The following is a 23,066-nucleotide window of genomic DNA, read 5'->3' as shown; positions in this document are numbered from 1 at the left end:
AGCTCGGTGATCTGTTTCATCCCGGGCGCAGCCACGTGGTCCGGCGATCAAGCCAGGGGCGCTCCTGTTGCTGCCCGGACCTGCTCTTCCGCGACGCCCGGCGCGGTCTCGACCAGCACCAGCCCGTCCTCGGTCACATCGATCACCGCAAGGTTGGTGATGATGCGTTGCACGACGCCCTCGCCGGTGAGGGGAAGTGAGCACTTCTCGACGATCTTGTGACCGCCCTGCTTGTCGGTGTGCTCCATCAGCACGATCACCTTGCGGGCACCGTGCACGAGATCCATCGCGCCGCCCATGCCCTTGACCATCTTGCCGGGCACCATCCAGTTGGCGAGATCACCGGTGGCCGACACCTGCATGCCACCGAGCACGGCGGTGTCGATGTGCCCGCCGCGGATCATGCCGAAGCTCAGCGCCGAGTCGAAGAATGCCGCACCCGGGTTGACGGTGACGGTTTCCTTCCCGGCGTTGATCAGGTCGGGGTCGACCTCGTCCTCGGTCGGGTAGCGGCCGGTGCCGAGGATGCCGTTCTCGCTGTGCAACGTCACCCGCACGCCTGCGGGCAGGTGATTGGGGATCAGCGTGGGCAGCCCGATACCGAGGTTGACGTATTCACCGGCCGACAGTTCCTGCGCGGCACGCGCGGCCATCTCCGTGCGCGACCAGCCCGACGTCTCCACCACTGCGGTCATCTCACGCCTCCTGGCTCTCGCTGACGGTGAGTTTCTCGATCTGCTTGTTCTGAACACCCGTGTGCACGATCCGGTCGACGAAGATCCCCGGCAGGTGCACGTCGGCGGGGTCGATCTCGCCCGGCTCGACGAGCTTCTCGACCTGAGCGATGCACACACGGCCGGCCATGGCGGCGAGCGGATTGAAATTCATCGCGGCCTTGTCGAACACGAGGTTGCCCTCGGTGTCGCCCATCAGCGCGTGCACCAGCGAGTAGTCGGCACCGATCGACTCCTCGAGCACGTACCGCTTGCCGCGGAACTCGCGGACCTCCTTCGGCGGGGACGCCACGGCGACCGATCCGTCCGCGGCGTACCGCCACGGCAGGCCACCCTCGGAGATGGGGGTACCGACGCCGGCGGGGGTGAAGAACGCGGGAATTCCGGCACCGCCGGCGCGCAGCTTCTCGGCGAGCGTGCCCTGCGGGGTGAGTTCCACCTCGAGTTCACCGGCGAGATACTGCCGGGCGAACTCCTTGTTCTCTCCGACGTACGACGCGGTCACCCGACGGATCCGCTTCTCACCGAGAAGAATTCCGAGCCCGTGGCCGTCCACACCGCAATTGTTGGAAAACACCTCGAAGTCGGTGGCGTCACCGGCCACGATCGCCGCGATGAGGTCGTCGGGGATACCGCACAGACCGAACCCGCCGACGGCGAGCAACGCTCCCGACGGGATGTCCGCGACGGCCGCCGCGGGCGAGTCGAACACCTTGGTCGCCAAATCTCCACACCTTCCTGGTTCGAGGCCTCACAGGCCGCGCGGAAGCGTCCACTGAATGAACATGGTCGCTTGATGCCTACTACTCAATAGGCTGTGAGCGGCCGATTTCAAGCCTTCGGAGCGAACAGGTCCGGGATTGGTCGCTGGACGAACGCTCGCGGTCGAGGTGTTCACTGAGTGGACGTATTCTGGGTACATGTCGTCCACCGCGCAGGGTCAGCTCGTCGGTCGGGTGGGTGCGCTGCTGCGCACCGTCTCCGCCCACGAACCGGACGGCGTCTCGACATCGGAACTCGCCCGCGAAACCCGTCTCGCCCGCCCCACCGTCCACCGCCTGCTCATGTCCCTCGCCGACGAAGGACTGATCGACCGCCACCCCGACAGCGCGAAGTGGACGCTCGGGCCGGAGCTGTATCTGCTGGGGTCGCTCGCCGCTGCGCGCTACGACATCACCGAACTCGCCGGCGACGTCCTGCGCGACCTCGCCCGTGAAACCGGGGAGAGCGCGTTCCTGTCGGCGCGGCGGGGCGACGAGACCGTGTGCCTGGCCGCCGAGGAGGGCAGCTTCCCGTTGCGCTCCCACGTCCTGCACATCGGCATCCGCTTCCCGCTGGGTGTCGCGTCGGCGGGGCTGGCGATCCTGTCGCACCTGTCGGACCGCGACATCGACACGTACCTGTCACGGACCGACCTCGTCGCGAGCTGGGGTCCCCTGCACGCACACGACCCCCTGTCGGAACGCATCGCGGCGACCAGGCTGGCCGGCTACGCCACCAACCCCGCCCTTCTCGTCGAGGGCAGTTGGGGGATGGGCGCCGCCGTGTTCGACCGGCGCGGGGCACCCACCTGGGCGCTCAGTGTCACGGGAGTGGAGAGCCGCTTCCGCGACGACCGCCGCCCCGAGCTGGGGGCGGCGCTGCTCGAACACGCACACCGGCTCACGCAGCTCCTGCGCCGCCGCGCCCCGTGAGCGAATGTACCGTCTGATCGACTGATTCGAGTGGACGATACATTCGCTCACGGGGCGGCGCCAGCCGCACGCACGCACGCACACAGCCGCAGTCGCAGCCACGGCGGCGGGCGTCAGGTTCTGTGCATCGAAGACCGCTGGAGCAACCGTTCGGCGTGCTCGAGGATCGGGCCGTCCACCATCGCGCCCTCGAAGTCGAAGACCCCCCGCTCGTTCTCGGCGGCGGCCAGAACCCGACGCGCCCAGTCCACTTCCTCGGGTGTGGGGAGGTAGGCGCGGCGGATCGGCTCGATCTGCCCCGGATGGATCGCAACCTTGACGTCGAAGCCGACGGCGACCGCGTCGAGCGTCTCGTCGTGCAGGCCGTCGGTGTCCTTGATGTCGAGGTACACCGAATCCAGCGCCCACCGACCGTGCCCCTTCGCGGCGAGCAGCGTCATCGACCGGGCATGTTGCGCGACAACGCGATACACGCCGTCCGCGCGACGACTCGAGCTCCCGCCGAGACCGGCGACGAGGTCCTCGGCACCCCACATGATCCCGACGGTGTTGTCGGCCTTCGCGATCTCCTCGACGGCGAGAACACCGAGGGGCGACTCGACGAGCGCGACCACCTCGAGCAGTTCCAGCGACCGCACCTGGTGCGCACCTTCGCACTTGGGCAGCATCACCCGCGTGTACGCGGTGCTGCGCAGCGCCTCGAGGTCGGCGGCGTGATGCTCGGTGTCGACACCGTTGATCCGCACGACGGTGCGTTCCGGATCGAGGGGTGTCGCGACGAGAGCGTCCCGGGCCGACTGCTTGTCGGCGCCCGCCACCGCATCCTCGAGGTCGAGGATGACGACGTCGGAGCGGTCGGCGGCCTTCGCATACCGTTCCGGACGATCGGCGGGGCAGAACAACCACGCCGGTCCGGGCAGTTCCCGGCTCATGCGGGCCTCTTCCGGACGAGGGTCTTGCGTACCGCGACCGCGACGACGTCCCCGTGCTGGTTACGCGCCGTGTGTTCGAGCGTCACGATGCCCTCACCGGGACGACTCTTCGATTCACGCTTGTCGACGATCTTCGTCTCCGCGTACAGGGTGTCACCGTGGAACAACGGCTTCGGGAACGAGATCTCGGAGAACCCGAGGTTCGCGACGATCGTGCCCTGGGTGAGCTGTGCGACGGAGAGCCCCACGAGCGTCGACAGGGTGAACATCGAATTGACCAGTCGCTCCCCGAAACTCGTGCCGGCCGCGTAGGCGGCATCGAGGTGCAGGGCCTGGGTGTTCATCGTCTGCGTCGTGAACAGGGTGTTGTCGGCCTCGGTGATGGTGCGACCGGGCCGGTGTTCGTAGACGGCCCCGAGTTCGTACTCTTCGAACCACAGTCCGCGCTGGACGATCCGCTTCTCGGTGCCGGTGCCGGTCGCGTTCTCGCTCACAGTCCCAGCTCCCTCGCCACCAGCATGAGCTGCACCTCGGTGGTCCCTTCGCCGATCTCGAGGATCTTGCTGTCGCGGTAGTGTCGCGCGACCGGGTATTCGTTCATGAATCCGTAGCCACCGTGGATCTGCGTGGCATCCCGGGCGTTGTCCATCGCCGCCTCGGATGCAACGAGTTTCGCGATGGCCGCCTGCTTCTTGAACGGTCGGCCGGCGAGCATCGCGGCCGCGGCGTCGTAGTAGGCGGTGCGCGCGGCGTGGGCCCGCGCCTCCATCCGGGCGATCTTGAAGGCGATCGCCTGGTTGTTGCCGATCGCGGTGCCGAACGCCTCACGTTCCTTGGCGTACCTGACGGATTCGTCCACGCAACCCTGCGCGGCGCCCGTGGACAGCGCGGCGATGGCGATGCGCCCCTCGTCGAGGATGCGCAGGAAGTTCGCGTAGCCGCGCCCCCGTTCGCCGAGCAGATTCTCTTCCGGCACCCGGACGTCGGCGAAGGTGAGCGGGTGCGTGTCCGAGGCGTTCCAGCCGACCTTGTCGTAGGCGGGCTCGGCGGTGAAACCGGGGGTGGACGTCGGCACGAGGATCGTGCTGATCTCCTTCCTGCCGTTCTCCTTCACCCCGGTGACGGCGGTGACGGTGACGAGCGAGGTGATGTCGGTGCCGGAGTTCGTGATGAACTGCTTGTTGCCGTTGATCACCCACTGTCCGCCGTCGAGCTTCGCGGTGGTCTTCGTGCCACCCGCATCGGAACCCGCGCCCGGTTCGGTGAGGCCGAACGCCGCGAGGTTACGTCCGCTGGTGAGCTGCGGCAGCCACTGGCGCTTCTGCTCCTGGGAACCGAACCGGTACACCGGCATCGCGCCGAGTGACACACCGGCCTCGAGGGTGATGGCGACGGACTGGTCGACCTTGCCGAGTTCCTCGAGGGCGAGACACAGTGCGAAGTAGTCGCCCCCCATGCCGCCGTACTCCTCGGGGAACGGCAGACCGAACAGCCCCATGTCGGCCATTCCGCGGACGACCTCGTACGGGAAGGAGTGTTCGGCGTCGTGCTTCGCCGCGACGGGCGCGACGACGGTGCGCGCGAAATCGGCGACGGACTTGCGGAGCTGTTCGTACTCGTCGGGGAGTGCTCCGGTGGCCAGGTAATCGGTCATGCCAGTTCTTCCTCGGTGTCGGTGTGCGGGGTGATGCGGGCGAGTAGTTGATCGACCTTGACCTGATCGCCTGCGGCGGCGAACAGTTCGACGGTACCGCCGACGGGGGCGGTGAGGGAGTGCTCCATCTTCATCGCTTCGACGACGACGATCGTCTGACCGGCGGTGACCTCGGCGCCGGCGTCGACGGCCACGGCGATCACGGCACCGGGCATGGGGCTGAGGATCTCGGCGTCACCGGAATGCCGGTCGTCACCGCGAACGTTCTCCTCGCGCACCTCCCGGACCGCGGCGCAGCCGTGCCCGTCGGCGAGCCACAGCACACCGTCGTTCTCCGCGATGCGGAAGCTGTGGCGGCGTCCGTCCAGGACGACCGCGAGGGTCGCACCGTCCGACGTCACCGACAGTGAATGCCGTTCGCCGTCTTCGACGTCGGCGATTCCGTCGGTGGGGGTCCCGGTGAGTCGCACGTGGGCGGTGCGGTCGCCGGACGCCAGCCGATAGCTCGTCGGCCGGTGCGGGCCGACCCGCCACCCATCGGGGGTGTCCCACGGATCCGACGTGTCGGTGGGCCAGTGTCGGAGCCAGCGCAACGCCGCGGCTGCGACGAGTGTCGCGTCGGATGTCGCGCGCGGTGCGTAGTCGCCCACGCGACGGTCGAGCAGGCCGGTGTCGAGCGCCCCGGCGACCACGTCGCTGTCGGCGAGCAGGAACCGCGCGAAGTCGATGTTGGTGACGACGCCGAGGACCGCGGTGTCGGCGAGCGCCCGGTCGAGGCGTCGCAACGCACCCGCACGGTCGTCGGCGTGCGCGATCACCTTGGCGAGCATCGGGTCGTAGTCGCTGCCGACCACGGTGCCCGGCAGCAGGCCCGAATCGACGCGCACACCCTCACCGGTGGCCTCGACGACACCCGCAACGGTGCCGCCGGTGGGCAGGAACCCGCGACCGGGATCCTCGGCGTAGACGCGGGCCTCGATCGCGTGCCCGGTGAGGACCACATCGTCCTGGGTGAACCCGAGGGGTTCGCCGGCGGCGATACGCACCTGCCATTCGACGAGGTCGAGGCCGGTGACCATCTCGGTGACGGGGTGTTCCACCTGCAAGCGCGTGTTCATCTCCATGAAGAAGAACTCGTCGGGGGCGTCGGCGGACACGATGAATTCGACGGTGCCGGCGCCGGTGTAGTCGACGCTGCGGGCGGTGTTGCACGCCGCCTCACCGATGCGGGCGCGGGTCGCCTCGTCGAGCAGCGGCGACGGTGCCTCCTCGATGACCTTCTGGTGGCGGCGTTGCAGACTGCACTCGCGTTCGCCGAGGTGCACCACGTTGCCGTGGGTGTCGGCGAGGATCTGCACCTCGATGTGCCGGGGGCGCAACACGAACCGCTCGAGGAACAGCGTGTCGTCCCCGAACGCGGATGCCGCTTCGCGGCGAGCGGATTCGAGCGCGGCTGGAAGAGCGTCGGGCTTCTCCACGAGCCGCATGCCCTTGCCGCCACCTCCGGCGGACGGCTTGACCAGAACGGGATAGCCGACGTCCGCGGCGCCGGCGATCAACTCGTCGTCGGTCAGTCCCGGACGCGAGATACCCGGGACGACGGGCACCTCGAATTTCGACACCGCGTTCTTGGCGGTGATCTTGTCGCCCATGGTCTCGATGGCGTGGGCGGACGGACCGAGAAAGACGATGCCCTCGGTGGCGCACGCTGCGGCGAACGTCGAGTTCTCCGACAGGAACCCGTATCCGGGATGGATGGCCTGCGCACCGGTGCGGCGCGCGGCGTCGATCACCTTGTCGATCGCCAGATAGCTCTCGCGGGCCGCGGCCGGGCCGAGCAGCACGGCGGTGTCGGCCTCACGGACGTGGCGGGCGTCGCGGTCGGCCTCGCTGAACACGGCGACGGAGCGGATGCCCATCGCGCGCAGGGTGCGGATGACGCGGACCGCGATCTCACCGCGGTTGGCGACCAGCACCGTGTCGATCCGTTTCGTGTCACTCATCTCGCTCACATCCGGAAAACGCCGTAGGAGACCGGCTCGAGCGGCGCGTTCGCGCACGTCGACAGTGCCAGTCCGAGGACTCTGCGGGTGTCGGCAGGATCGATGATCCCGTCGTCCCACAACCTCGCGGTGGAGTAGTACGGGTTGCCCTGATCCTCGTACTGGGCGCGGATCGGGGCCTTGAACGCCTCTTCGTCGGCGTCGGTCCAGGGCTGCCCGGTGGCGTCGAGTTGCTCGGAACGCACCGTCGCGAGGACGGACGCCGCCTGCTCACCGCCCATCACGGAGATGCGGGCATTGGGCCACATCCACAGGAATCGCGGCGAATACGCCCGCCCGCACATCGAATAGTTGCCCGCGCCGTAGGAACCGCCGATGATGACGGTCAGCTTCGGCACCCGCGCGCACGCGACGGCGGTGACCATCTTCGCGCCGTGCTTGGCGATGCCACCGGCCTCGTAGTCGCGGCCGACCATGAACCCGGAAATGTTCTGCAGGAACACCAGCGGGATCGAACGTTTGTCGCACAACTCGATGAAATGCGCGCCCTTGAGCGCTGATTCGCCGAACAACACGCCGTTGTTGGCGATGATCCCCACGGGATGGCCATGGATGCGGGCGAAGACCGTCACCAGTGTCTTGCCGTACTCGGCCTTGAACTCGTGGGCGCTGCCCCCGTCGACGACACGGTCGATGACCTCGTGCACGTCGTACGGGATGCGGGGGTCGGTGGGCACCACGTCGTAGAGTCCGGCGGGGTCGGCGACGGGCTCGGTCGTCGGCGCGACGTCCCACGGCCGGGGGGTGCGGGGGCCGAGCGTGGAGACGATGTCGCGGACGATGCGCAGGGCATCGCGGTCGTCCTCGGCCAGGTGGTCGGTGACGCCGGAGGTCTTCGAGTGCAGGTCTCCGCCGCCGAGTTCCTCCGCGGTGACGACCTCACCGGTCGCGGCCTTCACCAGTGGCGGACCCCCGAGGAAGATCGTGCCCTGGTTGCGGACGATGACGGCCTCGTCGCTCATCGCCGGGACGTAGGCTCCGCCGGCGGTGCAGGAGCCGAGCACCGCCGCGATCTGCGGGATGCCCTGGGCGCTCATCGTCGCCTGGTTGTAGAAGATGCGTCCGAAATGCTCGCGGTCGGGGAACACGTCGTCCTGTCGGGGCAGGAACGCACCGCCGGAGTCGACGAGGTAGATGCACGGCAGCTGATTCTGCAGCGCGACCTCCTGCGCGCGCAGGTGCTTCTTGACGGTCATCGGGTAGTAGGTGCCGCCCTTGACCGTCGCATCGTTGGCGACGATCACGCATTCGCGTCCCGCGATCCGCCCGATACCGGTGATGACGCCGGCGCCGGGGCATTCGTCGTCGTACATGCCGTTCGCGGCGAGTGGCGACAGTTCGAGGAACGGGCTGCCGACGTCGAGCAGTTCGTCGACGCGCTCGCGGGGGAGGAGTTTGCCGCGGGCGACGTGGCGCTCGCGGGACTTCTCGCTGCCACCGAGCGACGCGGAAGCCAGCCTGCCCCGCAGCTCGTCGACGAGTTGTTCATGCTGGTCACGGCTGGTTTTCGAGATCTCGTGAACGGTTGTCACGGCACCATCCTCGGTTGATTGACCTAATCGCCATTAACTGAAAAACTAGGTTAGTTACCATTAACCGAGTTGTCCAGACCCGACCGAGCGGAGTTCGACCCGATGCCCGAGACCGTCGACGACACCAGAGCGCCCGCCCTCACCCCGCGTTCCCAGGCGAAGGCCGAACGACGGCGCCAACTGCTGCGCGCCGCGGCGCGCCTGATCGCCGAGCGCGGCTTCACCGGTGTGCGCCTCGAAGACCTCGGTGCCGCCGTCGGCATCAGCGGGCCCGCCGTGTACCGACACTTCTCCAACAAGGACGCGCTACTCGCGGAGATACTCGTCGACATCAGCCGCCGCCTCCTCGCCGGCGGCGCCTCCGTCACCGAGAACACCTCCGATCCGCGGGTCGCGCTCGAAGCGCTCGTCGACTTCCACCTCGATTTCGCGCTCGGCGAACCCGACCTCATCCGCGTCCAGGACCGCGAACTCCACTCGCTCACCGACGAGGGCCGCCGCGAGGTCCGCACCACCCAGCGCCGCTACGTCGAGATCTGGGTCGACGTTCTGCGACGCCTCACCCCCGATCTCCCCGATTCGGACGCGCGCATCATGGCCCACGCGACGTTCGGCCTCATCAACTCCACCCCGCACAGCGCCGACCCACGGTCGCCGGAAGCCACCCGCGACGTACTCAGACGCATGGCCCTCACCGCGCTCGGCGCGGCACAACCCTGATATCCACGAGGAGAACACACATGGCGTACTTCGAACGCACAGCGGCGAACACGTTCCGCGCGACGACGCACGTCGGCGGCGCCTGGAAGACCGACGAACAGCACATCGCGCCCGCGCTGGGGTTGCTCACGCACGCCGTCGAACGCGACCGCGACGACCGCCGCGACGACGGTCTCGTCGTCGGCCGGGTGTCCTTCGACATCCTCGGGGTGCTGCCCCTGGCCGAATGCGACATCGACGTGACGGTGCTGCGCCCCGGCCGCACCATCGAACTCGTCGAAGCCGTCCTCTCCCACGACGGACGCGCCGCCGTCCGGATGCGCGCATGGCTCATGCAGATCCGCCCCACCGATGCCGTCGCCGGCACATCCCTGTCACGGATCGCGCCGCCCGAGGAATGCGAACCGTGGGATCCGACGACCGTGTGGCCGGGCGGATTCATCGAGTCCGTGGAGGTCCGCCGCACCCTCACCGAACCCGGTCGCGGCGTGTTCTGGGTGCGCACACCGCTGCCGCTGGTCGCGGACGAGAAGGTCAGCGATCTCGCGTCGGCCGTCGGCCTGTTCGACATCGCCAACGGCATGGTGACGCGCGCAGACCCGGGCGCGGTCGCGTTCCCGAACCTCGACCTGACCGCGCACCTCTACACCGAACCCCGCGGCGAATGGGTCGGTTTCGATACCACCGTCTCCTTCGGCGCCGACGGACTGGGGCTCACGAGCACCGTCCTCCACGACGTCCACGGTCCGATCGGCACGTCGTCGCAGATCCTCACGGTGCGCCCGAACTGATCCGCGCGGCCGTCCCCCTCCCCCGGGGTGTGAGCGAACGGTACACCCACTCGATCACATCGATCAGACGATACGTTCGCTCGCACCGGGGGCGGCAGTAAGCTCGCAGAATGGCAGCGACTGCAGGGGATCTGCGATCCCCGGAGGACCTGACGACGGCGTTGGCGACGACCGGATACCTCGCCGACGACGGACTCGCGACGGCCGCGTTCCTCGCCCTGCGGATGGGGCGCCCCCTGTTCTGCGAGGGCGAACCGGGCACCGGCAAGACGTCACTGGCCGTCGCGCTCGCCGACGCGTTCGGACTGCCGCTGATCCGATTGCAGTGCCACGAGGGCATCGACGCCTCCCAGGCCCTCTACGACTGGGATTTCCCCCGCCAGCTGCTGCATCTGCGCACCCTCGAGGCGGCGAGCGACGGCGGGCTCGACGCGGACGTCGCCGAACGGTCCCTCTACGGTGAGCGTTTCCTGCTCGCCCGTCCCCTGCTCCGCGCGCTGCAGGAATCACCCTGCGTGCTGCTCGTCGACGAGATCGACCGGGCCGACGACGAATTCGAGGCGTTCCTGCTGCAGATCCTGGACGAGAACACCGTCACGATTCCCGAAGTCGGCGAGATCCGCGCGGCACGGCCGCCGCTGACGGTACTCACGTCCAACCGCACCCGCGAGGTCCACGACGCCCTCAAACGCCGCTGCCTGTACCACTGGGTCGAACATCCCGGCCTGGACCGCGAGATCGAGATCCTCCGCCGCCGAATCCCCGGTGTCGACACCGAACTCGCCGGGCAGGTCGCGCGGGCAGTGCACGCCTTACGCGAGTCCGACCTGCTCAAACCACCCGGTGTCGCCGAATCCCTCGACTGGGCGCGTGCCCTGATCGAACTCGACCGCGACGTTCTCGATGCCGCCACCGCCGCCGCGACCCTCGGCGCCGTCCTCAAGTACCGCGAGGACATCGAGCGGGTCGCGCGGATCGGGCTCGACCGCATCCTCGAGGGACGCGCACCGTGACCGGGCCGATGGTCGGGCTGGCAGGGTTCGCGCGCGCACTCCACGAAGCCGGACTTCCGGTCGCACTCGACACCACCCACCTGTTCGTCCGCGCAGTCGGCGAACTCGACGTCGCCGAACCGGCCCACGTGTACTGGGCGGGACGGGCCACGCTCTGCCACGGCCCCGACGAGATCGACCGCTACGACCTGGCGTTCTCGAGTTGGTTCGGTGGCGACCTCCCCGCACTGATCCGCCCGCGGGGTGCACGGCACCGCACCGCACGTATCGCCCCGCTCACCGAACCCACCGGCGATCGGTCGTCCGGTGACGAGGCACCGCACGTGCACCTCGCCGCCGACGACACCGAGGTCCTGCGACACCGCGACATCGCGGAACTCACCGCGTCGGAACGCGCACACCTCGCCGAACTGCTCACCGCCCTACGACCGGAACCGCCCCGGCGGCCGGCGCAGCGGATGCGCCCGCACCGACGCGGACCCGTCGATCCGCGACGCACCCTGCGCGCGATGATCACCGCCGGCGGCGAAACCGTCCGTCCACCCCGGCACCGGCATGCCACCCGACCGCGCCGCGTCGTGCTGCTCGTCGACGTGTCGGGATCCATGAGCCCCTACGCCGATACGCTGCTGCGCTTCGCGCACGTCGTGACCCGCGCCGATCCCGCACACACCGAGGTGTTCTCCCTCGGCACCCGCCTGACCCGGCTGACCCGCGCGCTGCGCGCCCGCGACCCGGAGCGCGCGCTGATCGTCGCGTCGAACACCGTCCCGGACTGGGCGGGCGGCACGCGCCTCGGCGACACTCTCGGTGCCTTCCTGGACCGTTGGGGGAGAAGGGGGCAGGCGCGCGGCGCCGTCGTCGTGATCTTCTCGGACGGATGGGAGCGGGGCGATGCGTCGCTGCTCGCCGATCGGATGGCGCAGCTGCGGCGGCTGGCACACACCGTGCTGTGGGTCAATCCGCATGCCGGTGTCGACGGGTACCGCCCCGTCCAGTCCGGGATGGCGGCTGCCCTGCCCCACCTCGACCGACTGCTCGCCGGGCACAGTCTGGCGACGCTCGAACAACTATTGGAGGAGGTCCACCGTGCGTGACGTTCTCGACCAGCTCGAACGCCGCTACCGCGCCGGGGAACCGGTCGCGCTGGGCACGGTCGTGTCGACGTTCCGGTCGGCTCCGCGCGGACCGGGTGCATCGATGCTCGTCGCCGCCGACGGCACCGTGGCCGGCAGTGTGTCGGGAGGTTGTGTGGAGGGTGCCGTCTACGAACTCGCCCAGGACGTCCTCGGTGGCGACCCCGCTGTGTTGCAACGCTACGGGGTGTCCGACGACGACGCGTTCGCCGTGGGGCTGACGTGCGGTGGTGTCCTCGATGTCTTCGTCGAACGCATCGTCCCGGCCGAGTTCACCGCCCTCGGCGCGGTCATCGACTCGGTGCGCGTGGGCGAACCGGTCGCGGTCGCGACCGTCACCGAGCATCCGGATCGCTCGGCGGTGGGGCGGCGTCTGGCAGTGTGGCCGGGTCGCGTCGACGGCGCCCTCCCGTCGGATCGCATGACCGACGCGGTCGTCGACGACGCGCGCGGTCTCCTCGACGTCGGGCGTTCCGGCACTCTGCACTACGGTCCCGACGGTCAACGCCGCGGTGAGGGCATGTCGGTGTTCGTCAACGCGTTCCAGCCGCGACCGCGGCTCCTCGTGTTCGGCGCCATCGATTTCGCGGCGGCGATGGCGACCCTCGGCTCGTTTCTCGGGTACCGGGTGACGGTGTGCGACGCGCGCGGTGTGTTCGCGACCCCGGCCCGGTTCCCGTCCGCCGACGAGGTCGTCGTCGACTGGCCGCATCGCTACCTGGCGGCCGAGCACGCAGCGGGCCGCGTGGACGGACGCACCGTTATCGCGGTGCTCACCCACGACCCGAAGTTCGACGTGCCGCTGCTCGAGGTGGCGTTGCGGATCGACGTCGCCTTCGTGGGGGCGATGGGGTCGCGGCGCACCCACGACGATCGGTTGGAGCGGCTGCGCGGCGCCGGGCTGACAGCCGGGGAACTGTCGCGGTTGAGTTCCCCGATCGGTCTCGATCTGGGTGCGCGGACCCCGGAGGAGACGGCGGTGTCGATCGCGGCGGAGTTCATCGCGAAACGGTGGGGTGGGGACGGCCGCCGGCTCACGGAACTGTCGGGGCCGATCCACCCGCACGACGCCCTGCCGGACACCCGGTAGCGCAGGATCGTCGGTGGCAAGCCGAAAACGTCCCGCGCGCACCGCCGTCCGGCGTACCGTGTGTGCTCATTCACGCTGTATCCCACATCGGCTGCACTCCTCCTCGAAGGGACCGATCCGTGGACCATACCGTTGCGCGACGGAATTTCCTCCTCGGCACCCTCGGGGCCGGCTCGATGCTCACCCTTGCCGCGTGTGGCGGCGGGGACGGCGGCGCGGCACCACCGTCCGGGTCCATCGCCCCGTCTCCCACGGAGAACCCGCCCGCCACGGCGCCGTCGGTGGCTCCGGCGGCCTCGGGGCCTCTCCCGCCGGTGCGGTTGTTCTCCGACGACAGCATGAACTTCGATGCGCTGCTGGGGCTCGGCGAGAGCGGGTACGGGATCTCGGAGGTGGGGGAGGTTCTCACCGCCGTCGACGAGGCGAATGCCGCGGGTGCCACGTACGACAGCTACACCACCGCGTTCCGCGCGATGGGTGACCGGTTGGCGACCCGTTCCGACGAGGCGGCCGCGGCGGGTCGGGACGTCACGTCGCGCGCCACGGCGCTGCGCGCCGCCAACTACTACACCCGGGCACTGTTCTTCGTTCTCGGGTCTGCGCAACCCGAACTCGAACCCGATGTGTACGAAGATGTCCGCCGCTCCTGGGATCGCGGGGTCGGCGCGTTCCGCCCCGCGGTGGAGTACCTGGACGTCCCCTACGACGGCGGCAGCATGCCGGCGTGGTTCTTCCGGCCGGACGACTCCGGGCGGGCCCCGCGGACCGTGATCGTCAACAACGGCAGCGACGCCCAGGCCGTGGAGTTGGTCGCGTACGGCGTGCAGGCCGCGTTGGAACGCGGATGGAACGCGGTGGTGTTCGAGGGGCCCGGCCAGGGTTCGATGCTGTTTCGGCAGAAGATCGTCTTCCGTCCGGACTGGGAGAACGTGATCGGCCCGGTGATCGACGCGGTGTCGGGACGGGCCGATGTCGACGAGGACAGGATCGCGGTCACCGGGTGGAGTTTCGGTGGTGTCCTGGTACCGAGGGCCGCGGCCTTCGACCATCGGATCGCCGCGATCGTCGCCGACCCCGGTGTCGTCGACGGCTGGGAAGCGTTCCCCGAGTCGATCCGCGCGATCGTTCAGCCGGGGGATCCGCAGGCCACCAACGACATCTGGAACAACGAGGTCGTTCCGGTGGTGAGCCCACCGGAGCGGTTCACGCTGGCCAAGCGGCTCGAGATCTTCTCGGTGGAGGCGCTGGACGCGGCACGGCAGGGCGGGCTGCCGACGGACTTCGCGTCGCTCGCCGCGCTGATCGAGCAGTTCGAGGTGCGCGACACCGCGTCGCAGATCCGGTGCCCGACGCTCGTCGTCGACTACGACGACGAGCAGTTCTATCCCGGACAACCCGAGGAGTTGTTCGAACTGCTCACGACGGAACGCAAGGACTACGTCAAGCTCACCGCGGCGGACGGCGCGCAGATGCACTGCGCACCGATGGCGCCGCGGAATCGCAACGAGGTGGTCTTCGACTGGCTGGACGACGTGCTCCCGGCGTGATCGGGCACGTCCGATTCCGTCGTTCGGCTCCTACCGGCGCCGGAAACCAGGAGACTGTGGGTGACCTGCATCACCAGAGTCGGTATCCCGACTTCCGAAGATCCGTTCCGGGAGGTCCGATGCGCATCGTCACCACCGTCGACGGGGCCGTCTACATCGACGACGTCGAACCACGCATGCTGCTCGTGCACTATCTACGCGACCGCCTCGGCAAGGTCGGTACCGTCGTCGGCTGCGACACCGGCAACTGCGGCGCCTGCACCGTGCTGCTCGACGGCCGCAGCGTCAAGTCGTGCTCGGTCCTGGCCGTGCAGGCCGACGACCACGCCGTCACCACCGTCGAGGGGCTCGCGCAGCACGGTGATCTGCATCCCGTCCAGGAGGCGTTCCACGAGAACCACGCCCTGCAGTGCGGCTACTGCACACCCGGCATGATCATGGCGACCGTCGATCTGCTCACCGAGAACCCCGCCCCCGACGAAGCCCAGGCCCGCGAGGCCCTCGAAGGAAACCTGTGCCGCTGCACGGGTTATCAGAACATCGTGGCGGCGGTGCTCGACGCGGCGCGCCGCACCCGCGAGGAGACCGACGACACCCGGGCGGCCCGCGAGAACGCCGGGGGTGCCCGATGACCGCCGTCGACCCACACACCGACACCGCGTCCGCCGACCACGAGATCGGCCGTGCCCGCCGCCGCAAGGAGGACGCGCACCTGATCACCGGCCGCACCCGCTGGACCGACAACATCGTGCTGCCCGGGATGCTGCACGCCGCGATCCTGCGCAGCCCCGTCGCGCACGCCCGCATCACCCGGATCGACGTCGGCGAGGCCGCACGACAACCCGGGGTGATCGCCGTGTTCACGGGCGCCGACCTCGCCGACGAACAGGGCTCCCTGCCGTGTGCGTGGCCGATCACCGAGGACATGTTGTCGCCGCCGGCACCGGCGTTGGCCGTCGACACCGTCAACTTCGCGGGGGAGGCCGTCGCCGTCGTCGTGGCGCGCACGTCCTACGAGGCCCGTGACGCACTCGACTCGATCGACGTCGACTACGACGACCTGCCGGTCGTGCTGGACCTCGCCGACGCAGCCGCCGACACCGAGGTCGTCTACCCGGATCTGGGTACCAACGTCAGCGCGACGTGGACGTTCGATTCCGCGGAGGCCGGCACCGGCGGCGACGTGGACGACGTGATCCGCGACGCGGAGATCGTCGTCGAACGCACCTTCCGCCAGCAACGGCTGATCCCCGCGTTCATGGAACCGCGGTCGGTGGTCGTCGATCCGACGGCACCGCAGCTGACGATGTGGTCGGCGACGCAGGTCCCGCACGTGCTCAAGCTGATGCTGGCGATGTCGCTCGGCATCCCCGAGCACACGCTGCGGGTGATCGCCCCCGACGTGGGCGGCGGGTTCGGCGGAAAACTGCAGGTCACACCGGAGGAGGTGCTCACGCTTCTGATCGCGCGACGCCTCGGCAAACCGCTCAAGTACACGGAGACGCGCAGCGAGACGATGCTCGCCGCGCACCATGGTCGCGACCAGATCCAGAAGCTCACACTCGCCGCCCGACGCGACGGCACCGTCACCGGGCTGAAGGTGGACCTGCTCGCCGACATGGGTGCCTGCCTGCGCCTGGTCACCCCGGGTGTGCCGATCCTCGGCGCGTTCATGTTCAACGGCATCTACAAGTTCGGCGCCTACCGGTTCACGTGCCGGAACGTGTTCACGAACAAGGTACCGACGGACGCGTATCGCGGTGCGGGCCGGCCGGAGGCGACGTTCGCGATCGAACGGATCATGGACGAACTCGCCACCGAACTGTCGATGGATCCGCTGGAGGTACGTGCGAAGAACTGGATCCGGCACGAGGAGTTCCCGTTCGACACCGTCGCCGGCCTCACCTACGACTCGGGCAACTACGAGGCCGCGACCGCCCGCGCCCGCGACCTGTTCGACTACGACGGGCTGCGCGCCGAGCAGGCGCGGCGCCGCGAACGGGGCGACCCGGTGCAGTTGGGGATCGGGGTGTCGACGTTCACCGAGATGTGCGGGCTCGCACCGTCCCGGGTCCTCGGCTCCCTGTCGTACGGGGCCGGCGGGTGGGAGCATGCCGCGATCCGGATGCTGCCCACCGGCAAGGTCGAGGTGGTGACGGGGTCGTCGGCGCACGGCCAGGGGCACGAGACGGCATGGAGTCAGATCGTCGCCGATCGGCTCGGCATCCCGTTCGACGACATCGAGATCCTGCACGGTGACACGCAGTCGTCGCCGCGGGGACTCGACACCTACGGGTCGCGGTCGCTGGCGGTGGGCGGCATCGCGGTGGTCGCGGCGGCCGAGAAGGTGGTGGCGAAGGCCCGGCCCATCGCCGCGCACCTGCTCGAGTGCGCGGAGGACGACCTCGAGTTCACCGAGGGCCGGTTCGAGGTGACGGGCACCGCGAAGTCGGTGGCGTTGACCGACGTCGCGCTGGCGGTGTTCGCGGCGCACGATCTGCCGGACGGGATCGAACCCAACCTCGATTCGGAGGCCACCTACGATCCGGACAACTTCTCGTTCCCGCACGGCACACACCTGTGCGCCGTGGAGGTCGACACCGAGACCGGTTTCGTGCGCATCGACCGGTACGTGTGCGTCGACGACATCGGCCGGGTCGTCAATCCGATGATCGTGGAGGGACAGATCCACGGCGGGCTCGCGCAGGGCATCGCGCAGGCCCTGTACGAGGAGGCCGTGCACGACGAGTCCGGCACGCTGCTCAGCGCGTCCTTCGCCGAGTACCTCGTGCCGAGCGCCGCGGATCTGCCGTCGTTCGTCACCGACCGCACGTCGACACCGGCTCCGGGGAATCCGCTGGGTGTCAAGGGTGTGGGCGAGGCCGGCACGATCGCGTCGACACCCGCGGTCGTCAACTCGGTGCTCGATGCGCTGCGACCCCTCGGGGTCCGGGAGATCGACATGCCGTGCACCCCGATGCGCGTGTGGCACGCCATCCGGTCCGCCGAAGGAGAGAACCGATGATTCCCGCCGCATTCGACTACGTCGCCCCGACCACCCTCGACGAGGCCGTGGCCGCCCTGCGCGACGCGGGGGACGACGCGAAGGTGATCGCCGGTGGCCAGTCCCTGATGCCGGTACTGCGGCTGCGGATGGCGGATCCCTCGGTGCTCGTCGACCTCGGCCGCGTCGACGGGCTCCGCGGGACACGTCTCGACGGCGACACCCTGGTGATCGGAGCGACGACCACCCACCACGAGGTGCGTCACGATCCGCTCGTCGCGGAGCACGCCCGGTTGCTCACCGAGGCCACCGCGACGGTCGCGGATCCGCAGATCCGGCACCGCGGCACGATCGGTGGGGCCCTCGCCCACGCCGATCCGGCCGGCGACCTGTCGGCACCGGCACTCGCCGTGGACGCCGAGTTCACGGTGATCGGCCCGCAGGGCAGCCGCACCGTCGCCGCGGCGGACTTCTTCGAGGACTACTTCACGACGGCGCTGCGACCCGACGAGATTCTCGCGGAGATCCGGGTTCCCCTGCACACGGGATGGGCGGCGCGGTACGAGAAGTTCCATCGGGTCGCGCAGCAGTGGTCGATCGTCGGTGTGGCCGCCACGATCGACACGGACGGCGGCACGATCCGGCACGCGAAGGTCGCGTTGACGAACATGGCGCCGGTGCCGGTGCGGGCCCGCACCGTCGAGGACGCGCTCGTCGGGCGACCGGCCACGGTCGACACCGTCCGTGCGGCGGCGCTCCACGCGACGGACGGCACCGACCCGATGTCGGATGCGAACGCCGACGCCGAGTACCGCGGCCACCTCGCACAGGTGTTGACGCGCCGCGCCGTCACGACCGCGGCGGGCCTGTAGTCACCGTCGTCAGCGAAATCGAGAGGACAAGATGCAACTCGAACACCGCCTGTCCGTTCCCGCACCCGTCGACGAGGTGTGGTCGGCGCTGCTCGATCCCGAGCGGGTGGCGCCGTGCATGCCCGGTGCCGCTCTCACCGGCGTCGACGGCGACACGTTCACGGGAACGGTGAAGGTCAAGCTCGGCCCCGTCGCCCTGACCTACAAGGGCACGGGACGCTACGTCGAACGTGACGAGCAGGCACGCCGCGCCGTCATCGAGGCGAACGCGAAGGATGCGCGCGGCAACGGCACCGTGACCGCGACCATCACGATCGCGCTCACCGGTGAGGGTGCGCACACGGACGGCATCGTCGGCACCGATCTGACCATCACCGGTAAACCCGCCCAGTTCGGGCGCGGCATGATCTCGGACGTGGGCGGGAAGATCCTCGAGCAGTTCGCGGACTGCCTGTCGACGAAGCTCGGTCCCGACGCCGCGGTACCTCCCGGGGGCGGGGACGCAGCGACACCCGTCACCGCCGACGGTGCGTCAGCGGGCTCCGAGGTGTCCACACCGGCACCGTCGACGCCGGCCGCACCGGCGGGTGAGACTGCGCCGGTGGGTGAGACCGAGCCGGTGGGTGAGACCGAGCCGCTGGATCTGATGCAGTACGCGCGGGGTTCTGCGCTGCGACGCGTCGGGCCGGTGATCGGGCTGGTCGCGCTGGTGGTGCTGATCGTCGCGGTGGCGCTGCGCCACCGCGCGTGACCGGTGTCGGTCAGGCGCTGCACACCGCAGCGTCGACCGAGGTCGGCACCGACAGTTGACTGCGCAACCACACGTGTGCCGGATCCTCGTCGAACTCCTCGTGCCACACCGCGTACTCGCGCACCGCGGGAAGAGCGACGGAGGGTTCGAGGATCCGCAACTGGGCGCGAGGCGCGATCCGGCGCGCCATGTCACCCGGAATCAACGTGACCAGATCGGTCATCTCGAGGATGTAGGGCAACACCGCGATGTTGGTGGTGGTCGCAGCGGGTTGCGCAGCGACCCCGGCCCGGGCCAGGGTGCGGCTCAGGCTCACGTCGTCGCCGTACGGCACATAGGACAACAGCGGGTAGGTGGCCAACACGTCGGCGGTCAGTTCGGTGCCCGTGTGCGAGTGCCCGGCCCACACGACACCCACGTAGTTGTCGGTGAGCACCGGGTACGAGCGGCACCCCTCGAGTTCGGGGGTGCAGAGGAACTGTTCCGGCAGGATCGCGAGATCGATCTCGCGGCGGTGGAATTCCTCCAACCCGGCCGGAGACAGTCCCGCGATGTCGAAGCGGATCCGCGTCTGCCGGTACCGGGTGCGGCGCATCAGCTTACGGAGCAACGCAACCTCGGCGTAGTCGCCGGTGAGCAGGGTGAACACCCGACTGTCGGATGCCGGATCGAACTCGGGGACCGTGAGGATGGAGTGTTCGAGTGCCGACAGGACGCTGCGCAGCGGGCCGACGAGGGACTGCGCGCGGGGGGTCGGGCGGAGGACACGTCCGTTCTTGACGAGCAGTGGATCGTCGAACTGTTTGCGCAGACGAGCCAGCGCCGTGCTGGTGGCCGGTTGCGACATGTTCAGGCGGCGCGCGGCGCGGGTGACGTTGCATTCGTCGAGCAGGACGTCGAGGACGACGAGGAGATTCAGATCGACACGACGCAGATCCACGCCACTTCCTCCCCTGTCTCGTGTCCGGAACCGTCTCGCCTCCGGCACTGTCCCGTGCCCGGCACACGTGTGCTCACGTCGTCGGGTGCCGGATCATGTGCCCGCCGTCGACCGCAACGCTCGGATGGTAACCCCTGTCGCCCGGAACGCCCGGTATACGAAGAACGATATAACTCCTATTCGTTTCGACTGTCGATCTTGAAACCGATCCGCACACGACCCTAGTCTTGCTACGTTCCGTCGGCGAAACGTGCTTTGCCGAGACAATTCCCCCTTCTTCGGCCGGTCTGGCGGAACACGGAACGAGAAAGGCCAGGCCGATTCCATGAGCGTCCTGCGGCAACTGCGGCTGCCGACTCCCGACAACTGGCGCATGTGGCAGAAGGTGACGGCAGTCGTCGCTGTGCCACTGATAGCCGCGAGCCTCTACGGAGGTCTGCGCGTCTTCGAACGATTCGACGAATCGCAGCACTTCGCCACGCAGGCCGAGCAGGTCACGATTCTGCCGACCCTGACCGCATACGGCACCGGTGTGGCCGGCGGCGCGGCGGCGGCCATCCTCGGCCTCCCCACCGACAACGCCGCTGCGATCGTCGCGGAGAGTCAACCCGCCCTCGACGCGTTCGCCACCGACGAGGACTTCGATTCGTCGGTGCGGGTGTCGATGGTCCGCGCGATCGAGGACGGGCGGCAACTGCTCGCCGATGCGTCCGCCGGCACCATGTCCACCAACGAGGCGAACGAGCGCACCCGCAAGTTCGTCTCGCGACTCACCATCTTGTATCGCGACATCATCGACGCCACATCCGACTCGGGTGTGCTCGCCGACACCGGTCGCCTGCTCGCCGCCTGGGACGCGCAGTGGTCGCTGCTCGATCAGGTCGTCGCGTACTCCGCGTTGATGAACGGATCCGACGCGGCAACACAGATGTTCGACAACGGCCTGTCCACCGAGGCCGCCAAGGTCTCGCTGATCTCCGAGATGCTCGGGGGAGGCCAGACCACCGAGGCACTGGCCACGCAGGTCGAGCAGCGCCGCGCACTGGTCGCCGGGATCGACGATGCGTCCGCGGACGTCGGTGCGCTGCGCAACTCGATCTTCGGCAGCCTCACCGGCTACAACGAGATCACCACCGTATCCGCGACGAACATCGTGACCGCGCTCGACTCGCTGTCGTCGCGTGCCAGCACCGAAGCCTGGGGAACGTTGATCGGTGTCACCGTGATCCTCGGCGTCACACTGCTGCTCGCCGTGCTGGTCGCGCTGTCACTCGTCCGCCCGATGCGACGACTGCGCAACGACACCCTCCGCATCGCCGACCAGGGCCTCCCGGACGCCATCGCGTCGATCATGAACGGCTCGGACATCGACTCCGTTGCCTTCGCCCCCGTCCGGGTCACCACGTCGGAGGAGATCGGCGAGGTCGCCCGCGCCGTCGACAACATGAACGTCGGAGCCCTCCGGCTCGCCGGGGAGCAGGCACAGCTGCGCCGCCACGTGAACGAGATGCTCGAGACGCTCGCGCGACGCAACAAGACGCTCGTCGAACAGCAACTCGCCCTGATCGATTCGCTCGAGCACGAGGAGCGCGACCCGATCCGGCTCAAGAGCCTGTTCGCTCTCGATCACCTGGCCGCACGCATGCGCCGCACCGGTGATTCGCTGCTCGTGCTCGCCGGAACCCGCCAGCGGATGGGGCGCGTCCCCGACACTCCGCTCGCCGACGTGCTCCGGGCATCGGTCTCCCAGGTGGAGAACTATCAGCGGGTGGACTTCGGGAACGCTCCCGAGGGCAGCCTGCTCGGCAGCGCCGTGACGGACATCGTCCACCTCGTCGCCGAACTGCTCGACAATGCTCTTCGCGCATCCCCGCCCGAGAGCACCGTGGCCTTCGCGTTCTCCCGCGCCGTCGACGGCGGGCTGCTGCTCGAGATCGCAGATCGCGGAATCGGTATCCCTCCCGACGAACTCGCCGAGATCAACGATCGGCTCGGGTCGGACAACGAATCCAACTGGGGTGCCGCGCGACGCATGGGTCTGTTCGTCGTGTCACGGCTCGCCGCGCGCCACGCGATCACCGTGCGGCTGCGACCGACGTTCGACTCCGCGGTCAACGCCGGCATCACCGCGAGCATCTACCTGCCCGTCCGGCTGCTCAAGGGTGTCGGAAGTTCCACGGTGGACACCCACGTGGTCGACCGCCCCCGCCGGTTGCCCCGGCCGCCGCTCGAGGGCCGACCCGAGCCCGCGCCGTACTGGTCGGAGTCGGATGTGCACGTGGGATCCGCGGTGCCCGAAGATGTTCCGGCTGCCCCCGATATCCGGCAACAGCCCGAGCTTCGGCAACGATCCGCCCCCGGGATCGACCCGTCCCAGCAACCCGCCACGCAGGCGTGGCAGCCGCCCGCGCCGGAGCCGTGGCAGCAGGCGACACCGCAGCAGCCCGCCCACTCGGGCTCCGCGACCAGCCCCAGCATCCGTCCCGGCCGACTGCACGAGCAGTGGCCGGGAGAGGACCGCTGACCCTCCCGGTACGCGCCCTGTCGGGCCCGGCACACCAGTGGTGTGCCGGGCCCGACTCGTTCTCCGGGG

At 69.1% G+C, this 23,066-nt stretch carries 20 protein-coding genes; 12 read left to right on the top strand and 8 right to left on the bottom strand.

The window, feature by feature from the left end:
- Positions 1-47: 47 nt before the first annotated feature.
- Both LDQ05_RS15350 and LDQ05_RS15345 read right to left on the bottom strand, forming a co-directional pair.
- The gene (locus LDQ05_RS15350; protein ID WP_226437817.1) at positions 48-695 is read right to left on the bottom strand and encodes a CoA transferase subunit B; all 648 of its coding nucleotides are present in this window, start codon (positions 693-695) and stop codon (positions 48-50) included.
- Between the two features lies 1 nt (position 696).
- The gene (locus tag LDQ05_RS15345) at positions 697-1,458 is read right to left on the bottom strand and encodes a CoA transferase subunit A (RefSeq protein WP_226437816.1); all 762 of its coding nucleotides are present in this window, start codon (positions 1,456-1,458) and stop codon (positions 697-699) included.
- Between the two features lie 196 nt (positions 1,459-1,654).
- Here LDQ05_RS15345 and LDQ05_RS15340 point away from each other — a divergent pair, with 196 nt between their 5' ends.
- Positions 1,655-2,428, top strand: a complete 774-nt coding sequence (locus tag LDQ05_RS15340) for an IclR family transcriptional regulator (RefSeq protein ID WP_226437815.1) — start codon at positions 1,655-1,657, stop codon at positions 2,426-2,428.
- Positions 2,429-2,541: 113 nt separating this feature from the next.
- On the opposite strand, the gene LDQ05_RS15335 is transcribed toward LDQ05_RS15340, so the two are convergent.
- The 5 genes from LDQ05_RS15335 to LDQ05_RS15315 are packed head-to-tail and all read right to left on the bottom strand — an operon-like array spanning position 2,542 to position 8,609.
- Positions 2,542-3,360, bottom strand: coding sequence for an HpcH/HpaI aldolase/citrate lyase family protein (locus LDQ05_RS15335; protein WP_226437814.1), 819 nt, complete (start codon positions 3,358-3,360; stop codon positions 2,542-2,544).
- Positions 3,357-3,854 (bottom strand): MaoC family dehydratase, encoded by a 498-nt coding sequence (locus tag LDQ05_RS15330; RefSeq protein WP_226437813.1) that lies wholly within the window; start codon positions 3,852-3,854, stop codon positions 3,357-3,359. The genes LDQ05_RS15335 and LDQ05_RS15330 overlap by 4 nt, the downstream gene beginning before the upstream one ends.
- Positions 3,851-5,014 carry an acyl-CoA dehydrogenase family protein gene (locus LDQ05_RS15325; RefSeq protein WP_226437812.1) on the bottom strand — a complete coding sequence of 388 codons (1,164 nt, stop codon included), beginning with the start codon at positions 5,012-5,014 and terminating at the stop codon, positions 3,851-3,853. Before LDQ05_RS15325 ends, LDQ05_RS15330 begins: the two co-directional genes overlap by 4 nt.
- Positions 5,011-7,017 carry an acetyl/propionyl/methylcrotonyl-CoA carboxylase subunit alpha gene (locus LDQ05_RS15320; RefSeq protein WP_226437811.1) on the bottom strand — a complete coding sequence of 669 codons (2,007 nt, stop codon included), beginning with the start codon at positions 7,015-7,017 and terminating at the stop codon, positions 5,011-5,013. Before LDQ05_RS15320 ends, LDQ05_RS15325 begins: the two co-directional genes overlap by 4 nt.
- Before the next feature lie 5 nt (positions 7,018-7,022).
- A complete protein-coding gene (locus tag LDQ05_RS15315) occupies positions 7,023-8,609 on the bottom strand; it encodes a carboxyl transferase domain-containing protein (protein WP_308013244.1) in 1,587 nt (528 codons plus the stop codon).
- 102 nt (positions 8,610-8,711) lie between these two features.
- Between LDQ05_RS15315 and LDQ05_RS15310 the strand changes: the two genes are divergently transcribed.
- The 10 genes from LDQ05_RS15310 to LDQ05_RS15265 all read left to right on the top strand — a co-directional run bounded on the left by LDQ05_RS15310 (position 8,712) and on the right by LDQ05_RS15265 (position 19,533).
- Complete coding sequence (locus LDQ05_RS15310) at positions 8,712-9,329, top strand: SACE_7040 family transcriptional regulator (RefSeq protein WP_226437819.1); 618 nt, start codon at positions 8,712-8,714, stop codon at positions 9,327-9,329.
- Between the two features lie 20 nt (positions 9,330-9,349).
- Entirely contained in the window at positions 9,350-10,120 is a 771-nt protein-coding gene (locus LDQ05_RS15305) for a thioesterase family protein (RefSeq protein WP_226437810.1), read from the top strand.
- Positions 10,121-10,230: 110 nt separating this feature from the next.
- Complete coding sequence (locus LDQ05_RS15300) at positions 10,231-11,133, top strand: AAA family ATPase (protein WP_226437809.1); 903 nt, start codon at positions 10,231-10,233, stop codon at positions 11,131-11,133.
- An 8-nt stretch (positions 11,134-11,141) separates the two neighbouring features.
- Positions 11,142-12,230 (top strand): vWA domain-containing protein, encoded by a 1,089-nt coding sequence (locus LDQ05_RS15295; protein ID WP_226437818.1) that lies wholly within the window; start codon positions 11,142-11,144, stop codon positions 12,228-12,230.
- Entirely contained in the window at positions 12,223-13,359 is a 1,137-nt protein-coding gene (locus tag LDQ05_RS15290) for an XdhC family protein (protein ID WP_226437808.1), read from the top strand. The genes LDQ05_RS15295 and LDQ05_RS15290 overlap by 8 nt, the downstream gene beginning before the upstream one ends.
- 119 nt (positions 13,360-13,478) lie before the next feature.
- The gene (locus LDQ05_RS19865) at positions 13,479-14,906 is read left to right on the top strand and encodes an alpha/beta hydrolase family protein (RefSeq protein WP_226437807.1); all 1,428 of its coding nucleotides are present in this window, start codon (positions 13,479-13,481) and stop codon (positions 14,904-14,906) included.
- A gap of 119 nt (positions 14,907-15,025) precedes the next feature.
- Positions 15,026-15,538, top strand: coding sequence for a (2Fe-2S)-binding protein (locus LDQ05_RS15280; protein WP_226437806.1), 513 nt, complete (start codon positions 15,026-15,028; stop codon positions 15,536-15,538).
- The gene (locus LDQ05_RS15275) at positions 15,535-17,931 is read left to right on the top strand and encodes a xanthine dehydrogenase family protein molybdopterin-binding subunit (RefSeq protein WP_226437805.1); all 2,397 of its coding nucleotides are present in this window, start codon (positions 15,535-15,537) and stop codon (positions 17,929-17,931) included. Before LDQ05_RS15280 ends, LDQ05_RS15275 begins: the two co-directional genes overlap by 4 nt.
- Complete coding sequence (locus LDQ05_RS15270; RefSeq protein WP_226437804.1) at positions 17,928-18,782, top strand: FAD binding domain-containing protein; 855 nt, start codon at positions 17,928-17,930, stop codon at positions 18,780-18,782. Before LDQ05_RS15275 ends, LDQ05_RS15270 begins: the two co-directional genes overlap by 4 nt.
- Before the next feature lie 31 nt (positions 18,783-18,813).
- Complete coding sequence (locus tag LDQ05_RS15265; RefSeq protein ID WP_226437803.1) at positions 18,814-19,533, top strand: SRPBCC family protein; 720 nt, start codon at positions 18,814-18,816, stop codon at positions 19,531-19,533.
- A 10-nt stretch (positions 19,534-19,543) separates the two neighbouring features.
- Here LDQ05_RS15265 and LDQ05_RS15260 read toward each other — a convergent pair whose 3' ends face one another.
- Positions 19,544-20,473: a LysR family transcriptional regulator gene (locus tag LDQ05_RS15260; protein WP_226437802.1), complete on the bottom strand. Its 930-nt coding sequence runs from the start codon at positions 20,471-20,473 to the stop codon at positions 19,544-19,546.
- Between the two features lie 325 nt (positions 20,474-20,798).
- Here LDQ05_RS15260 and LDQ05_RS15255 point away from each other — a divergent pair, with 325 nt between their 5' ends.
- Positions 20,799-22,997 carry a sensor histidine kinase gene (locus tag LDQ05_RS15255; protein WP_226437801.1) on the top strand — a complete coding sequence of 733 codons (2,199 nt, stop codon included), beginning with the start codon at positions 20,799-20,801 and terminating at the stop codon, positions 22,995-22,997.
- The last annotated feature ends 69 nt before the right edge of the window (positions 22,998-23,066 follow it).

The sequence above is a fragment of the Rhodococcus yananensis genome (assembly GCF_020515525.1).
Taxonomy (GTDB): domain Bacteria; phylum Actinomycetota; class Actinomycetes; order Mycobacteriales; family Mycobacteriaceae; genus Rhodococcus; species Rhodococcus yananensis.
The sequence above is the reverse complement of the archived record's forward strand: the minus strand, read 5'-3'. Positions and strand labels throughout refer to the sequence as shown.

Coding starts and splice junctions, on each gene's coding strand:
- LDQ05_RS15280 (WP_226437806.1), top strand. CDS start 15,026: ATGCGCATCGTCACCACCGTCGACGGGGCCGTCTACATCGACGACGTC.
- LDQ05_RS15255 (WP_226437801.1), top strand. CDS start 20,799: ATGAGCGTCCTGCGGCAACTGCGGCTGCCGACTCCCGACAACTGGCGC.
- LDQ05_RS15335 (WP_226437814.1), bottom strand. CDS start 3,360: ATGAGCCGGGAACTGCCCGGACCGGCGTGGTTGTTCTGCCCCGCCGAT.
- LDQ05_RS15310 (WP_226437819.1), top strand. CDS start 8,712: ATGCCCGAGACCGTCGACGACACCAGAGCGCCCGCCCTCACCCCGCGT.
- LDQ05_RS15295 (WP_226437818.1), top strand. CDS start 11,142: ATGGTCGGGCTGGCAGGGTTCGCGCGCGCACTCCACGAAGCCGGACTT.
- LDQ05_RS15305 (WP_226437810.1), top strand. CDS start 9,350: ATGGCGTACTTCGAACGCACAGCGGCGAACACGTTCCGCGCGACGACG.
- LDQ05_RS15325 (WP_226437812.1), bottom strand. CDS start 5,014: ATGACCGATTACCTGGCCACCGGAGCACTCCCCGACGAGTACGAACAG.
- LDQ05_RS15270 (WP_226437804.1), top strand. CDS start 17,928: ATGATTCCCGCCGCATTCGACTACGTCGCCCCGACCACCCTCGACGAG.
- LDQ05_RS15340 (WP_226437815.1), top strand. CDS start 1,655: ATGTCGTCCACCGCGCAGGGTCAGCTCGTCGGTCGGGTGGGTGCGCTG.
- LDQ05_RS15275 (WP_226437805.1), top strand. CDS start 15,535: ATGACCGCCGTCGACCCACACACCGACACCGCGTCCGCCGACCACGAG.
- LDQ05_RS15320 (WP_226437811.1), bottom strand. CDS start 7,017: ATGAGTGACACGAAACGGATCGACACGGTGCTGGTCGCCAACCGCGGT.
- LDQ05_RS15265 (WP_226437803.1), top strand. CDS start 18,814: ATGCAACTCGAACACCGCCTGTCCGTTCCCGCACCCGTCGACGAGGTG.
- LDQ05_RS15300 (WP_226437809.1), top strand. CDS start 10,231: ATGGCAGCGACTGCAGGGGATCTGCGATCCCCGGAGGACCTGACGACG.
- LDQ05_RS15350 (WP_226437817.1), bottom strand. CDS start 695: ATGACCGCAGTGGTGGAGACGTCGGGCTGGTCGCGCACGGAGATGGCC.